General features: G+C 49.2%; 8 protein-coding genes. 3 read left to right on the plus strand and 5 right to left on the minus strand.

Annotated features, from left to right (window positions below; all coding sequences use genetic code 11):
- Together IEY24_RS27980 and IEY24_RS27985 are read right to left on the minus strand one after the other, a co-directional pair.
- Complete coding sequence (locus IEY24_RS27980; RefSeq protein ID WP_188938592.1) at positions 1 to 5,460, minus strand: alpha-2-macroglobulin family protein; 5,460 nt, start codon at positions 5,458 to 5,460, stop codon at positions 1 to 3.
- Positions 5,461 to 5,601: 141 nt separating this feature from the next.
- Positions 5,602 to 6,825, minus strand: a complete 1,224-nt coding sequence (locus IEY24_RS27985; protein WP_188938593.1) for a 4-hydroxy-3-methylbut-2-enyl diphosphate reductase — start codon at positions 6,823 to 6,825, stop codon at positions 5,602 to 5,604.
- Between the two features lie 179 nt (positions 6,826 to 7,004).
- Between IEY24_RS27985 and IEY24_RS27990 the strand changes: the two genes are divergently transcribed.
- From IEY24_RS27990 to IEY24_RS28000, 3 genes are all read left to right on the plus strand, one after another.
- Positions 7,005 to 7,568, plus strand: coding sequence for an RNA polymerase sigma factor (locus IEY24_RS27990; RefSeq protein ID WP_090149524.1), 564 nt, complete (start codon positions 7,005 to 7,007; stop codon positions 7,566 to 7,568).
- A gap of 84 nt (positions 7,569 to 7,652) precedes the next feature.
- Positions 7,653 to 8,261 (plus strand): restriction endonuclease subunit S domain-containing protein, encoded by a 609-nt coding sequence (locus IEY24_RS27995; protein ID WP_188938594.1) that lies wholly within the window; start codon positions 7,653 to 7,655, stop codon positions 8,259 to 8,261.
- Entirely contained in the window at positions 8,221 to 9,285 is a 1,065-nt protein-coding gene (locus IEY24_RS28000; RefSeq protein WP_229223303.1) for a hypothetical protein, read from the plus strand. The genes IEY24_RS27995 and IEY24_RS28000 overlap by 41 nt, the downstream gene beginning before the upstream one ends.
- 2 nt (positions 9,286 to 9,287) lie before the next feature.
- Here the strand turns inward: IEY24_RS28000 and bshC are convergent, their stop codons facing one another.
- The 3 genes from bshC to IEY24_RS28015 form a co-directional block, all read right to left on the minus strand.
- Positions 9,288 to 10,838 (minus strand): bacillithiol biosynthesis cysteine-adding enzyme BshC, encoded by a 1,551-nt coding sequence (bshC, locus tag IEY24_RS28005; protein ID WP_188938595.1) that lies wholly within the window; start codon positions 10,836 to 10,838, stop codon positions 9,288 to 9,290.
- A gap of 249 nt (positions 10,839 to 11,087) precedes the next feature.
- Complete coding sequence (locus IEY24_RS28010; RefSeq protein WP_188938596.1) at positions 11,088 to 12,902, minus strand: acyl-CoA dehydrogenase FadE; 1,815 nt, start codon at positions 12,900 to 12,902, stop codon at positions 11,088 to 11,090.
- Positions 12,903 to 13,072: 170 nt separating this feature from the next.
- Positions 13,073 to 15,961 carry a putative Ig domain-containing protein gene (locus tag IEY24_RS28015; RefSeq protein ID WP_188938597.1) on the minus strand — a complete coding sequence of 963 codons (2,889 nt, stop codon included), beginning with the start codon at positions 15,959 to 15,961 and terminating at the stop codon, positions 13,073 to 13,075.

Consider the following 15,961-nt stretch of genomic DNA (forward strand, 5'->3'; position numbering starts at 1 on the left):
TTATTCAACTGTAATCTTCCCGCCGCCCGAATAGCTGCGGTACGCTCCCTGGTACATCGCATCGGCGGCAGCGGGGCCAACGGTAAATATGCCCTTTGAAACAATCCTTACCTGGTAATAAAAGGTTTTTTCCTGTGCGTCGGCCGTCGTGAAGAAATGGATGCGGTCGTCGCGGATATCGTAAAACTCCGGCACTGCCGCTTTCGTAATCCACGGCATATCGCGAGGCTCGGTAATGCGCGGATTTTCTATTTCAAAACCTGAGGGGAGCAGATCGGTAATTACCACGTTTTCAACCGGCAGGCCATTGGTGCTCGAAAGCGAGAGCTTGACGACAATCAAATCATTTTGCTTGAAAGACTGCGCAGGCGCGCCATTGCGTGTGAGGAATTGGCGGCGAATGCTGAGCCCCTGATCCTCCTCGACATAACTGCCCGTCGCCGACATGCCATCTGTCTGCGCGAACCAGTACAAATCGCCTTTGCCCTGCGTTTTCACGAGCAACTTCTGATTGATGATGCCTTTCGAGATCTTCAACTCCTTGCCCGAAAACTGGCCCAATGCCTTGCCATTCGCCGAAACAGATGCCGTTACCGTGGAGTTGGAAGTCTTTTTAGCCAGTTTACCCAAAGCCAACACCGCAAACGCAGCTTCCTGCGTATTCAGGTACGAAGCCGATTGGATAGCCTGGGAGAGCTGCCGTCCAAGCACGGGAATCTGTACATTGGAAGGGTCAGATTCGATCAGCGTATTCAGTACGAGCGACATGTTCCGAAGGGGTGATGAGTAGCTGTTATCGAAATATTGTCCGGCATTTTCCGCTACATACTTCTTGGGCAGCAATGCATTGAAACTCCGTGAATCGCCGGTGAGTTGAAATGCACCAGCAAGCAGGTACTTGGTGTCTAACGTGAGCAGGTGCGGGTTTTGCTTATAATAATTCATCGAAGCACGGTTTGGATGACCGTCCAGGGCAAGCACGTAAAGTGAGTAAATGGCCTCACGACGTGCTACTGTCTTTCTGGTTTGCGTGCCAGTTGGCTGCCCCTCGTAAGCCAACCCGCTGTTGGTGCTCGCAGTGACCACTTCCCTGTTGGCGGTGGTGCCGCTCTGTGCTGTCAGATATTCCACCGCCCGGCTGAGCGTTTTGGCATTTACTTCAAAACCTGCCCTGCGCGCTTCCTCCAGGAAGTGAACGGCATATGCGGTCGCCCACCAGTCTTCCTGTGTTGCGCCGGGCCACATACCCATTCCCCCATTGAATAGCTGCTGCGATTCTACTTTGCGGATAGCCTGCTGTACATTGGTCATGGGGTTAAAATCACTATCCCCGCTTCTCACAGTGTAAACCGGTGCAGCCATTGCCTTCGCAAGGTCGGCGAAGTAAATCTGCGGAAATGCTTTGGAAACAGTTTGTTCGAGACAACCATATGGATAACCCAGCAGTGTCGATAACGCCTTTCCGCCTCCCTGGACAAGCGGTGAGCGGCTCAGAACTACCTGGCTTGTACTTGTCGCAGGTATGAATGGCGACCGCAGGTCGATCTGGCCCTGCTTGTCGCCAGCAATCAGGCCGGATGCACTCGTTTTCAACAGCGGCGATGCGGGACGAACCGTAATTTCGGTTTGGTTGACGAAAGTTTCTTTGAAGGCATTCACTTTCACCACCACTTTACCGAGGCCAATGGCCGCCGCCGCTTTGACCGCAAACACTGCACGGCTTTCTTTCCCGGCCGGTACAGTGATATTTTGGGTAACCGGTGCAGAGCCTGCTGCCAGCGGGCCGGAAAGTTGCACGGAAACTGTTGCAGTAGTCGCTTTGGCTTCTGTATTGCTGATATTAACTGGCAGTACCAGTTCGTCGCCCGGACTTAGGAAACGCGGCAGACCTGCGCTGATCACAATCGGGTCGGCCACTTTCATGTTTTTGGTCGCTGAACCAAATGCATTATCCTTGTAAGCAACTGCCATAATGCGCAAATCGCCACTGAATTGGGGGATATTGACATCGAAAGTCGCCTCGCCGCTGCCATTGGTTTTCAGCTGACCGCTCCAAAACGAAACCAGTTCGGTGCGGCCGTTGCTGAGCGGGTTTATGCGTCTTTCCAGATCATAACCGTCACCACCCGAGCTGGACGTTCCTGAAATGGTCAGTTCCGGGAAAAGCTGGGCGTACAAATCATGGCTTACGACCTCCAATGCCCGCTTCTGATAAAAATGCCCGTGGATATCGGGAGTCTTAGAATTTTTGATCTGCAAAATTCCCTCATCTACCACGGCTAGCGTCACTTCCGCATTCGGCTCCGTCTTAATCCGGATCTGTTGCTTCGTTTTCGATCTCGATTTCTCAATGGCGGTAATGGAAACAGACAGTTGCCGGTCAGGATCGTCGACGATTATAGGCTGGAACCCGTGTGCGACCGTCAGGGGCATATCGGAAGCGTCCAGTGGCCTGATCAGCGTCGCTGTCACGAATACGTTCGGCAAATGCTCTTCCTTGATTTTGAATGTGAGTTCGGCAGCCTTCTTCTCGGTTGTGAGGATGTGCTGTTCGAGCACGTTGTTCCGCTCTATTGTCACCAGTAACCTCCCGTCGAACGGCGTTTTGAACAGAACCTTTGCCGATTCGCCGGTTTTGTACCGGTCTTTATCAGTTTCCATCAACACTCGCCCTTCATTGCTCACTTCAAACGACGAGTATTGGGTATAACCGTAGCCGTAAGCATAGAAATTCGCGAGCGTGTAATGCGCAGCGCCCGGGCGCCGCACACGTACCTCATATTCGCCCGAAACTGTGGGCACATAATGGAATGTACCTTTTCCTCCCGAAAGCGTCAGTTTGTTGGAATAAACCAGTTTTTCGTGCTTGCGGGAGGTGTATTGTAAGCGGTCGTATTTCTTTTCAACAACCGTCTGGTATTCGAGGCGCACTACTTCGACGCTTGCGGTTGTACCATTTTGCAATGCGCCGTTCTTGCCAACACCCACAATATCAACTGGCACGGGCGCATTCGTCCCAACGTACGCATCGGGCAGGCGAATGCCGTAGAATACCGGCTGCGTGTACACGTCGAAGCGCTGCAACCTATTTACCGGCCTTCCGTTTTCGTCAAAAACAGTTACATAAATCTTGCCTTCCAACACACCAATATCCTGCAAGCCGGAGAGTAATGTAAACTGCTCGTTGGCTTGGCCCTGCTCGTTCGTCGTGCCCTGGCGGCTGTCGCGCTCGAAGGTAGTTTCAGCAGGTATATCAAATGTATATTCAGGAAAACCTTTGGCAGAAAAGCCTTTTCGTTGCAACTGAAAATCCATCTCGTAAGTGCGGTTGCTGGCAGGAGGGCCAAACAAGTTCACCGCTGTGGCCGTCAGCGACACTTTTTGCCCTGAAACATAGTCTTTGGCCGCACCGCTGAGATCTACTTTAATGCGATCAGGCATAAATTCTTCCACGCTCACAGCCTGAGACCCTAGTAAAACCTCATTCGCATTATAGACTTCCAGAATATAAGTGCCTGTCAGTACGCCGGCATCGAGCGGGATTTCCGATTCTACGGCGCCCTGGTCGTTGGTCGTTTTGCGCCATGTCCGGAATTCTCGGCCATTCGGAGTTAGTAACCGCAGTTTCAAAGGCACTTTCGCCGCCGTTTTCCAATCCTGCGTCCGCAACACCGTGTTGAAATGCATGGTTTCGCCAGGGCGGTAAATGTCGCGCTGGCCGTAAATGAACACCTGGTACCCCGACGCATTGTCCCGCAAGCCTTCCACATCGAATCGGGAAGTGAGTACCTGCGTATCTTCGAGCAGCAGGTAATTGAAATCGTCTTCTAAACTCGCCGTGATCATCGCAATCTTGAAGCCAGGCGCTTTCTCGCCTAGCTTATCAACATGCGCAATGCCGTCGCCGTCGGTTTTGAGTGTGTGAACAGTCTGATTGTTGGAACTGACGAGCGTCAGTTCAAGGTCCTTGATCGGCTCGTTGGTTTTAATGGAATTTGCAAAAATCCAGAGCTCATCTTTACCCTGCTTGGCAATAAGGCCAATGTCGGAAATCGACACCAGCTTGGTCGCGCCCAGGTACGCCTCTTCCTCCGAATTCACCGCCACCAGATACACGCCCTGCCGTTTGTTGTCGTCAGGTAATGCAATATTCAATGCCGAAATACCCTTGTCTTTCGAAAGGTCTGCAGTTTCGACCGTTTTGCTCACGATTACATCGCTCAGTTGGCTGTCGCGGTCGTCGCTATAATTGAAATTGCCGGTTGGCTGCCAGTCATCCCCCACGTACGCATAGTCATTCCAGCGGTTGTTGTGGATATAATGCAGGATATTGTTGGCGTACAGCTTCGAAATGCGTACCTGTACCTTCGGCACGTTTACGATATTGACGCCGATATTTCTCGAACTTTTGGAAGATAAATACAGGCCCTTTTTATTAGCAAACGAGATCGCCGCGGGCATTTTACCAAAAAACAGATCCCGCGAAGTTTCTTCTTCCAAAGCTTGCCCTAAAATGCCTTTCAGTGTCTGTTTCAGTTGCAGTACGTAAGTTTCCGTTTCATTGAAAGCTCCTCGGAGAATAAAGCCATTCTCCGTCGGTTCGGTTTCTACCGCAGCTTCGGGACTTATCGTAAAGCTATTGGCGATACTTTCCTTATTCAGCTCCTGCGTAGTGACGATCCGCGCATAACCCGCATTATTCTCAAACCCGGTTTTGATATCCATCACTTCCAGATGCAGCGGCGACGGAATGCTGACGGTCCTTGCAAGCGCCTCCTGGCTACTGTATGAAGTATTTTGCACCTTCACACCTTTATCAATCGCGATATTGACCGGCGTTTCATTGTTGTCCGCTTTCCCGATATTGGTCAACGCCAGCGTCATCGACGATTCATCCTGCGAGGGCAATACCCTGTATTGCAATGCCTCGTTCCCGGACAAAACCTTCAATTTTTCAGCCACATTCTGCCCATTCACCGGGTAATTGAAATGCAACCGCAGCCGCGCTTCCTGCCTGCTCGTTTCCTGAGACAGTGTCCACCAGCTTTCCGTTTCCACGAGTTGTAAATAGGGGGTATGGAACGCGATCGGGTCTTTGGAAATATTGTATTTTTTTTCCTTATCCGTCTTCTCCGTGACCAGGTCCGTGAGTTGTGCCTTATAGGACGTAGCAGCACCAAATCCGGCAACAGGCGAGAAAACAAGTTCGTTAGGTGCAGTCCATTTGAATTTCCCCCGAACCGCAGGCTCGAACGTCACATACTGCGTCGAATCCCAGTTATTGAGCTCGGCCGCAGAAACCAGGTCCTTGTTGAAGGTAAACACAAGGTTTTGCGATTGCCCGACCTCTTCCGTGAAGTTGGTACCTGCCACGCGAATCTCATTAAAAGAAGAGCATCTGCTAAAAAACCAGACAAAAAAGAGAAGGCAAAAAGAACACAGGATGGCAGTCTTTTTCATAGGAAAGAAGATATAAAAAACGGATGATTTTTAGGATCAAAAACCATCCGCCTAAATTAGACTTTATAAGTTAATTCGCTTTATATAACCTCTTTCAAATGATTCAACGGCGTCTCTGTAAAATTTAACGGTAGCACGCTTTCAGAACGCCCGCATGACTTCTTCGATCGGTTTTGTTCCTTCGAAAAACGAAAGCAGCCGCACGAGAATTCCTTCCACCACTGCATCCGGGCACGATGCGCCGCACGTGAGCATGATACGTACGGGAGCTTTGTCGGGAATATAGTTTTCCGTGACCGTTTCTTCCTTTTTATGCAAATCAAAATGGCGGATCAGCTGCCGGTCGAGGATTTTATTCACTGATTCGATAAAATAGGTTGGAAACTTCTGTTCACACAACTCGACTAAATGCGAGGTGTTCGAACTGTTATAACCTCCCGCCACGACCACCAGATCCGCCTCGTGCGTAAGCAGCGCATACGTAGCGTCCTGATTATCGTTCGTCGCATAGCATAATGTATCACGGGTATTGGCAAAACGGTCCTCGACCTGTTCGGGACGCAGGCTGTAATGCCGGATCATCGCATTTTTGAGATAATCCGCGATGCCCTGCGTGTCGGAAGCCAGCATGGTTGTCTGGTTCACGACACCGATACGCTGCAAGTCTTTTTCAGGGTCGAAGCCTTCGGAATACTGGTTTTTGAAATCCTCAAAAAATTGCAATGCAGGCCTGAGACCCGTCATGTATTCCGCCAAAATCTGGGCCTGTTTCATATTCTCGACCACAACGGTCGGCGCATTTTCCTTACTATGCGAGAATGTGGCGCGCGTTTCCTCGTGATTGGGCTTGCCGTGTACAACGATCGTATAATCTTTCTCGCCAATCTGCGCCGCCCGGTTCCATACCTTCTCTACAAATGGGCAGGTTGTGTCATACACATATGCGTTCACGCCCAGTTCCGACAGTTTCTGCTGGTTTTCAACAGTTGTACCAAATGCAGGAACGATGACAATATCCTCGGTGGTAAGCTGCTCCCAGCCGATAAGTTGGTTGCCTTTGGTATCCATAATGAACTGCACACCGCGCTCCATCAGATCGCGGTTCACGTCCGGATTATGGATCATTTCGCTCAAAAGAAAAATCCGCTTGTTCGGGTTTTCAGCAATTGCTTTATAGGCAATATCGATCGCATTCTCTACCCCGTAACAAAAGCCGAAATGGCGTGCGATGAGGAACTGTACCGGTCCGAAATCGAGCAAAGTGGGCGAATAATCCCTTTTCAGCTTGTCGTTTTTACGGCGAAATTCCTTGATCGGCGTGATAATGCGGCTCCGGTAAAAATCGGGGATATTGAAAGTTTTCATGTACTAAAATCGGTAGATTGCATCAAGGCAGCACAAAGATAACCCCACCTTTTTCTAAGAACAAGACGGTATGTCCCTTTGTTCGGTATGCAGCATTTTGAAAAAATTTTTAACCAAATGCAACATGCCGTATAAACAGTTGTCTTTGATTCAGAACGTTCAAAATCTAAACCTTCTGCTTGAAAACACAAATTTACCCCGACCGGCACGTCGAACTGGTAGAGCGTTGTAAACTCGGAGAGCGCAAAGCGCAGTACGAGCTTTATAAACATTACTCAAAAGCCATGTTCAACATCTGCATGCGGATACTGAACCATTTGGGAGAGGCTGAGGATGCTTTGCAGGAGGCCTTCGTGGATGCTTTCACGAATCTCCACCAGTTCAGGCAACAATCCACGTTTGGGGCATGGTTGAAGCAAATCGTGGTCAATAAGGCTATCAACCACATGCGGAGCAGAAAGGTAAAATGGGTGGAAATCGAGGAATTCCACGAGACTTTGGAGCAAAGCGACCGGAATGAGGACTCTTTCGGACTGGATGAGAGCGACACGACGCTCGAAATAGAAAGGGTTCGCAACGCGGTACAGAAATTGCCGGATGGTTACCGGGTGGTACTAAGCCTGTATTTGTTCGAGGGCTACGACCATGAAGAAATCGGCGAAGTGCTCGGGATCAGCGAAACGACCTCCCGGACGCAATATATGAGGGCGAAAAGGAAATTGACTGAAATGCTGGTCAGATGAGCTTTTCATTAGTTAGAAATGATACTTACCTAAAACTCTTACGGATTTGAGACTATTATTTACACTTGACAAGTTAATTAATCTATGAAAAATTCTTCTGATAAAAAGGATCGATTGGAGCGGTTTGTGCGTGATAACAGGGATGGATTTGATACTTTCTTACCGCAGGATTCTTTATGGAGCCAGATTGAGAGCCAATTACATAACGAGATTCCGATAGTACCCGAGAAATCGAAAAAAAAAATCAGGCGTCTGAGTAACCCCTATTTCGATTGGCGTATTGCCGCGGGGGTGTTCCTGGCGCTCGGAATCGGGTTTCTGGCTTACCTCAATAACGAGTATGGCATTACCCGTGATCCGAACGTGGCCCTGAAAGTCCCCGCATATGCCCGCGAATTCAATCAATACAATGTTGCAATAGACCAAAAAAGGGAGGAGATCATCAAACTGGCCCGGAACAATCCTGAGCTGTACAAAGATTTCTCCGCTGATTTGGAAAGTCTGGAATCGAGCTATAAAAACCTCCGTTCCAACTTATCTAACGCCCCTAACCAGGAAGCACTGCTCGAAGCAATGGTTCAGAACCTGCAATTACAGGTGGATCTTCTGAATCAACAACTGGAAATTTTGCAACGTATTAACAAAGTGAAAAATGATAACGATAAAGAAAATAGCGACGCTCCTGTTATTTAGTGTGATCGCCACACTGCCACAGGTAGCCAGCGCAACCCTCGATCCCGACGATTCTGAACAGAATGGACTGGTAGAGAGGCGGAGGAATATTGTAAAGGTATTTGATGTCAAAAAGAGCGATGCACTTGAAATCGACAATCAGTTTGGTCTCGTTAAGGTGAATCTGTGGGCTAAGGAAGAAATTAAGGTCGAAATTGTAGTGACCGCCAATGCGCCTTCCGACAACCGCGCTGCGGAATATCTCAGTTCGGTGAATATCGATGAAAAACGGGCGAAAAACCTCATCAGCATTGTTACCCGCATCGATCGCAGCCAGTTCGGTAAGAACGGCTGGAACAATAGCAAAGGGGACAAGAACTTCATCCAGATCGATTATACGATCTACATGCCGAAAGAGAACTCTCTGACGATACGGAACGAATTTGGAAATACCGATATTCCTTCCTTTTACGCTCCGCTCACCGTATTTTCTAAGCATGGTAACTTTATAGCCACATTGCTCGAAAACCCTGATAATATGATCGACGTGCAATTCGGCAGCGCTAAAATCGGCAAAATGGACGGCGGGAAGCTGGATTGCCAGTATTCAAATGTGAAGCTCGATCAGGCCAAGAAAGTCTGGCTGAGCAACAAGCACGGCGAGTTGACAATCGGCGACGTGGTGAACCTGGATGCTGCTATCGACTATTCAGGGGCTAAAATCGGGACGATCCGCGGCACCGGCAAGATAAAACTCAATTATTCGGGTAATTTCAAAATCGATGAACTGACACATTCGGCGCAGAATGTCGATATCCAGGCACAGTACTCGTCAATAGTACTTCCTGCGGAGGCCAACCAGTTCAATGTGAGCGTGACGTACGGCAAATTCAGTTATCCGACCGAAAATGTCAATTTTTCTATGCAGCCTGATAAAGACGGCCGGCCCGACAAAATGAAACATTATCAGGGCAAAATCGGCACCGGAGGAGGAACCAAAATTACTGTAACCTCGCTCTTTGGAGATGTAAAATTAAAAGAGTAACTCTACTCTTCCAGCAGCACATTATACCTGAAATCTAACGGATCGAAGGCATTGTAGAGCTTCTGGATGAACTGAGGATCGTTAATGTAGAAATTCAGCAGATTGTCATACCGTTCCTGGGCGATTCCGTTCGGGAACAGTTTGTTTTTGAGGGTTAGCAACTGTTCGATCTCCGATTCATGATTACGCTCCTCGGCGCGGATAATGCGCTTTTCGAGGTGTTTCAGCGAATTCAAGAGGCGGGTTTGCTCCGCTTTCACTGCGCCATGCATCGTTTGATCTACTTCGGTAGCCTTGGCAAGGATTTGTTCAAAAACTGCATTGAACGCCTCTTTCTGATCATTCAGGTTGAGCTCGTGCTCCGTATTGCGTTCGATAAAAGTCTTGCGCAACGCGATCTCGTCGAGGAACAAGTCCTTGTAATCGATTTTCAGCTTCTGCGCTTTCTTATATTGATGACCGTTCATGTACAGCGCGAAATTCCGCGGCATCAGCATGGGGTAAGGTACGCCGAAATGGTCAAAAACGCCTTTTAACTGCATCCAGTAGGGCACTTCTGACGGCCCCCCTATATACGCCAGATTGGGCAAAATCACTTCCTCGTACAACGGGCGCAGGATCACGTTCGGGCTGAAATGCTCCGGATTGCTTTCCGCAAGTGCCAGCAATTCTTCCTCGCTAAATTCCAGCTCGGTATTCAGTACTTTGAAAACGTCGCCTTCGCGCACGATACGCTCGCGAAGATTGTCGTCAAGATAGAAGAAATTGATTTCGCGCGCGTGCAGGGGCGTGTGGTAACCGAGCGCATTCAACCGGGAAGTAGTTTCTGTAACGAGTTTTTCCGAAATGGAGTCTTTGAGCTCTTCCCGGATAACAGGCAGGAAGTGGCGTTTAAGGTCGGCGTGGTCGGCGTCCAGACTGATCAGCCCGTATCGTCCGAAAAGTTCGTGCATATAACATCGAACCGCATCCGACAGCGTGTTATTTTCCAGATAGGCCTTCGCAAAAAGCAGCGGTTTATCAGGCAGTTGCTTCAAAATACCCGCCAATTCCTTAGGATTGAGCTTTCCTACCGCCCCTTTATGCTCTCCCGTCCATTTGTGCGTCTGCCCGAACAGATGGAAAGATGCGATTTCTTCAAAATCATGGTCTTCCGAAGCCATCCAGTAAATCGGTACGAAGTTATATGCGGGATACTTCGCCTTTAACGCTTCGGCAAGCTTGATGATCGTAACGATCTTGTAAACAATATACAACGGCCCGGTGAAGATATTCAGTTGGTGACCGGTTGTGACGGTAAATGTATTGTCCTGTAATAAAACTGAAAAATCGGGGAGGTAAGGCAGTCCGTGATATTGCCTCGTTAGCACTTCCACGAGCGTTTTGCGCTTCTCTGCATCAAATCCTTTTTTGTTCAAAATAACCTTTTCGGCGTTCTCTAGCGTCGGGAAAATGCTGTAAAAAGATTCGAGCGTCGGTTTCTGGTCCAGATAGTCGAGTAATAATGCAGGAAACTGGCCTGTGGTACGCAGATCCACGGAATGCAATGTCATGAAAGGTGGTTTTTCAGTAGCTAGTAGAGAATCCAACGTATTTATTTTGCTATTTGAGTCAAAAAAGAAACCTACTCTCTAACGAGAAAGCCGTCGATTTTGGTTTCCTAAAATTGCGCATTTTGACCGATAATCGAAAACCTTTTACCAAGATACAAAAAAGCCGCATCTGAGTCAGATACGGCTTTCAACGTGTACATTTTGGTTTTCAGTTGTAGCAGGTTATACACCTGAGATATTTATGATTTTTTAAAAGACATAGTCATTTTTGGCAATCAGCTCGTCGGCAATGCGGCGGCGTGCGTCTTTCAGGTTTGCCGGTTCGATCTTCGTGAACCTTTTAAGCCCCATCAGCATCACGCGAAGTTCATCGCTTTCCGCAAAGCTGGTAATGGCGGAACGACCGGCGATATTCGCCTTTTCTACCGCACGGTTGAGGTAAATGGCCGCTATATCTTTATGCAATGCATTAGGCGCGTCGCCCAACAGCCCGATCCGCTTCTCCACCCGCAATAACACCGATTCAGCTACAAAAATTTCAATTACCATATCGGCGAGGTTCATGATAATCTCTTGTTCCTCAGAAAGTTTCATCATAAACTTCTGTACCGCGGCACCGGCAATCATCAATGCGGCCTTTTTCAGGTTTCCGATCACTTTTTTCTCGGCTGCGAACAATGTTTCATCCTCATTGGAGCTAAAATCGGGGATCGACAAAATTTCTTTGCCCACTGCCGCCGCCGGCCCCATGAGGTTAAGCTGGCCTTTCATGGCGCGTTTCAGCAGCATATCCACCACCAGCAAGCGGTTAATTTCATTGGTACCTTCAAAAATCCGGTTGATCCGGCTATCGCGATATGCGCGATCCATCGGTGCATCGGCAGAGAAACCCATCCCTCCATACACTTGCACACCTTCATCGACCACAAAATCCAGTACTTCCGAGCCGTGCACTTTCATGATCGCGCATTCAATCGCAAATTCCTCCAGAGCCTTCAATTTCGCCTCCTCATCGTTCATTCCCTTCTCTTTGAAGGCCTGGATTAAGTCATCTATATTTTGTCCCACGCGGTAAGCCGCCGATTCGGTCGCGAACATGCCTACCGCCATTTCGGCCAGTTTGTGTTTGATCGCACCAAAATTGGCGATCGCCGTGCCGAACTGCTTGCGTTCGTTGGCATATTGTATCGCCTGCGAAGCGACACGTTTTGAGCCTCCGAGGGCCGCTGCCGAGAGCTTGATACGGCCGACATTAAGGATATTAACTGCTATTTTAAACCCGTTACCTCTTTCGGAGAGCATATTCTCTACCGGTACCAGGCAATCGTTGAAGAAAAGCTGGCGCGTATCCGACCCCTTGATGCCCATTTTGTGCTCGGGCTCGTTCATGGTAATGCCACCAAATGATTTTTCGATGATAAATGCCGTCAGGTTTTTATCGGTCTCGCCATTCTCTTCAATTTTAGCAAAAACAATAAAAATGTCTGCAAAACCGCCGTTCGTGATCCACATTTTCTGGCCATTCACGACGTAATGCTTACCGTCGGCGCTCAATTTCGCCTTCGTTTTACCTGAATTGGCGTCGGAGCCCGAATCGGGCTCGGTGAGGCAATAGGCCGCTTTCCACTCCCCCGAAGCGAGTTTAGGAAGGTATTTGCTCTTCTGCCCTTCATTCCCGTAGTAGAGTATCGGCAATGTTCCAATCCCGGTATGCGCCGAAAGTGCCACGGAGAATGAATTACCGGCGCCCGTCGCTTCTGCCACGAGCATGGAAGTGTTGAAATTCATTCCAAAGCCGCCGAATTCTTCGGGGACCGCAGTCCCCAGCAAGCCCAGCTCACCCGCTTTGTCCATCAGGCCGGAGATCAGCGCCGGACTTTTGGCATGGTCGATTTCATCCAGATGCGGCCACACTTCCTTCGAAAGGAAATCTCGGCACGTATCAGCGATCATGCGCTGCTCTTCATTAAATTCTTCCGGGATAAAAATCTGGCTGGCCAGGGTTTCCTTGATCAGGAATTCACCTCCTTTGATGGAGGTTTGATTTACTGCTGCAACGGACATATCTGAATGCGGGTTAGTCGGGAACGTGTTGAGTATGCTTGCATACCATTACAGGTTAATGCAAATATAGGTCATAAAAATTATTATGCAAGCATACTATTATTAAAAATAAATGAAAATGACCGCCATCAAATGGCGGTCACCAACAATTGCAGAGACATGCGGCTTTGCTATTTCTTGAAAACCTTGAATTGCTTTAAGAACTCTCCGTTGTTTTCGACCCTGATAAAATAAATGCCCGCGGACAGCCCGATGGCATCGAGGTCGAGGTTGGCCAGGGAATCCGAAATCTTCACCAGTGAACTGGTAATCGGAATTCTCTTGCCCGCCACGGTCACAATTTCCCAGCTCAGGCTATCTCCCGGCTGGTATTCGGGAAGTTTGATATTGACGATGCTTTCAACCGGGTTAGGATAAAATGCCCAGTCGGCCATGTTCTTGGTGATGTCTGCCTTATCTCCCGCCGAAATGCCGAATTCGATGGAATTCGTGACTACTGCGGAATCCTCTTTAAATGCGGTGACAGTTAAAGTATACCTCCCTACATAAGGCGCAAATCCAGACGCATCCTCATACAGCGCATAAGGGAATATCGCAGTAGTTGCTTTTCGGCGATAGGGACCGTTCAGATCAAAAGAGACTTTGTCGTACTCGAAATTTCCGTAGGCATACATATTCAGTTTCGACGGCAGCGAATCGTAAGGGATTACGTCATCGCCCGACAACTTCCTGATCACCCGCTGATCCACCTTGCTGCCTCCCTGAACGAGTTCAAAACGGATCTCGGGGATTTGCACCAGCAGCACCAGCGGGATTTCCACGTATGCACCCGCGTTGTCGTATGCGCGGATGATCAGCTGGTACTCGCCCTCTTCCTTGGGCGTTCCTGAAAATTCGTTCATGGCAAAATTGAGCCAAGAAGGCCGGTTTTGCACGGTAATGGAAGAAATATAGCCATCCGGATCGCCAAAAATATTGGTGGGCAGAATGTAGTTGAAAGGCATATTGATCTGCGCATACTTTACGGGCAAACCACTGGTGGCAAACGGTGGCGCATTCAGGAACTGCGGCTCCACGACTTTAACCGTGAAGTAAGTTTCGACAAATGCGTTAAGATCATCATAGGCTTTAAGACTGATGCGGTAATCGCCCAGTTTCATAGGTGTTCCGCTCAATATGCCGTTCGAAAACGTCAGCCAGGAAGGCAGTTCGCTGGCTTCCACTTTGGTAATGTCGCCGTCCGGATCGACGAACGCCGTTTTTGGAATCGTAATAGTAAATGGCTTACCCACGGCCACCATCTGATTCGAGAAATTACTGTCGACGGTCGGCGGCTTATTGGCATTCTCGCGCGTATCCACCCGAATGGTGAAAAATGCTTCCGCCGAACCTCCTTCGTCGTCAATTCCTTTTACCGAAATGCGGTAGTCGCCCAACGTACCGGGCCTGCCTTTGAGAACGCCGTTCTCGTAGCGCAGCCACGCGGGCAACGCACCTACTTCCACCCGTACGACCGTTCCATCCACATCCGAGAAAGTATCGATAGGCAGCCGGTACTGGAAGTCCTTATTTACCGGAATTATTTGCATAGGAACCGGTCTGAAAACATAAGGCATGTAGTTGGAGGCATCCGCCCAGTAACTTGGCGACAATATGTCTTCGATCAAACGAATGCGGACAGGCCGTGGCTTTGCCGGATCGGCGTAGGCGCGTTTGGCCCATTCATCGTAGATCACACCCTGCGCACCGCCCTTTTCGGTAGCTGCCGACAACCGGTACGAGACCGAATCGGCATACACGATCGGAGTCATGGGTTTGTTCAACCAGAAGGTCGCTCCCTGGCGCAAAAAGCCTTCCGCACGTGCCATCTGCTCTTTTTGCGAAATGACGACCGCTACCACATTGGCACCGTGTTCGAAGTTTTCGTTGATTTGTTTGATGTGGGCATTGTTATCGAGGTAGGAACTCACAAAAAGCTCATTGGCCGTGATAAAACCTGCCGGCGCATCGCTTTTCAAAATATCCACCGACCACCGATGGTCGTGCGTGGCCAGGTTGTCGTTTACCTTGATACCATCCGTTTTTTGGTTGAGGTCACGAAAGCCCAACGTGCCCCGCGATGCCGACTGCGAATCGAATACCGAACCGTAATCAGAAACATATTTAATAGCCGGGTCGACGCCTTTGACAGCGCTTACCATTTGCTCGGTAAACCTTTTGAGCATCATATGGCGGTAGATGTACCAGTCTTTCCCATAGCGCTGACGGAAGGAAAGATTAGGCTCCCAGGCAGTCGCAGGCGGATTCGCCTCGTCGAACGATTTAAACGTCATTCCCCACAGGAAATTGATCCGCTCGATCTTCTTGTATTTTGATTTTACAAAATCCTTAAACCCTTTCACCATCGAAGGCGAATAGTCGTAAACGGCCGCCTCTTCCTTTCCTTTCTCGATCAGCCCGCCGGGATATTCCCCTTCCTGCGTACCGGTATTGGTCACCGACACGTAGAGCAACTTTTTATCGGTCTGCAGGTATTTGTAACGGGTTACGACCTCTTTTACAAAAGCCACCCCTTTATCGAGAATGGTCTGGTTATCAAAGCCAAAAAATGTATCCTGGTAACCGCTGAGCAACGGCTTATTGGAATGGCTGAACTGACTGTCGGAAACCTCCCAAAAACCTTTGATGCGCGTGCTGTGCCGGCCAAGGTGAACGCGTAATGCGACCTTCATGCCCAAATCCGTCGCAATTTTGATCTGCTGATCGTATTTCGCCCATTGGGGCGTTTCGGTAGGCGAGCTGAAATAGACCTTGTCCCAGGGAATAGTAATGTATACCGCATTGAGCCCAAAGTCCTTTGCGGAGCGGATCAGGTCCGGTTCCGGGCCAATATCGTCCGGGTCGGTGAGGTTCAGGAGCATCAGCGCCAGGTAACGCTGGTTATCTATTTCGGTCGTTCTTTGCTGGCTTTGCCCCGAAACGCGGCCTGCCAGCGCCAATACGCTCAGTAACAAAAAAATACGGGTCAAAAACTTCACTGCGCACGTAGAATTGAGCAT

This window comes from Dyadobacter endophyticus (genome assembly GCF_014641595.1).
GTDB classification, from domain to species: domain Bacteria; phylum Bacteroidota; class Bacteroidia; order Cytophagales; family Spirosomataceae; genus Dyadobacter; species Dyadobacter endophyticus.

Coding starts and splice junctions, on each gene's coding strand:
- IEY24_RS27980 (WP_188938592.1), bottom strand. CDS start 5,460: ATGAAAAAGACTGCCATCCTGTGTTCTTTTTGCCTTCTCTTTTTTGTC.
- IEY24_RS27985 (WP_188938593.1), bottom strand. CDS start 6,825: ATGAAAACTTTCAATATCCCCGATTTTTACCGGAGCCGCATTATCACG.
- IEY24_RS27995 (WP_188938594.1), top strand. CDS start 7,653: ATGAAAAATTCTTCTGATAAAAAGGATCGATTGGAGCGGTTTGTGCGT.
- IEY24_RS28000 (WP_229223303.1), top strand. CDS start 8,221: ATGATAACGATAAAGAAAATAGCGACGCTCCTGTTATTTAGTGTGATC.
- bshC (WP_188938595.1), bottom strand. CDS start 10,838: ATGACATTGCATTCCGTGGATCTGCGTACCACAGGCCAGTTTCCTGCA.
- IEY24_RS28010 (WP_188938596.1), bottom strand. CDS start 12,902: ATGTCCGTTGCAGCAGTAAATCAAACCTCCATCAAAGGAGGTGAATTC.
- IEY24_RS28015 (WP_188938597.1), bottom strand. CDS start 15,961: ATGCTCAATTCTACGTGCGCAGTGAAGTTTTTGACCCGTATTTTTTTG.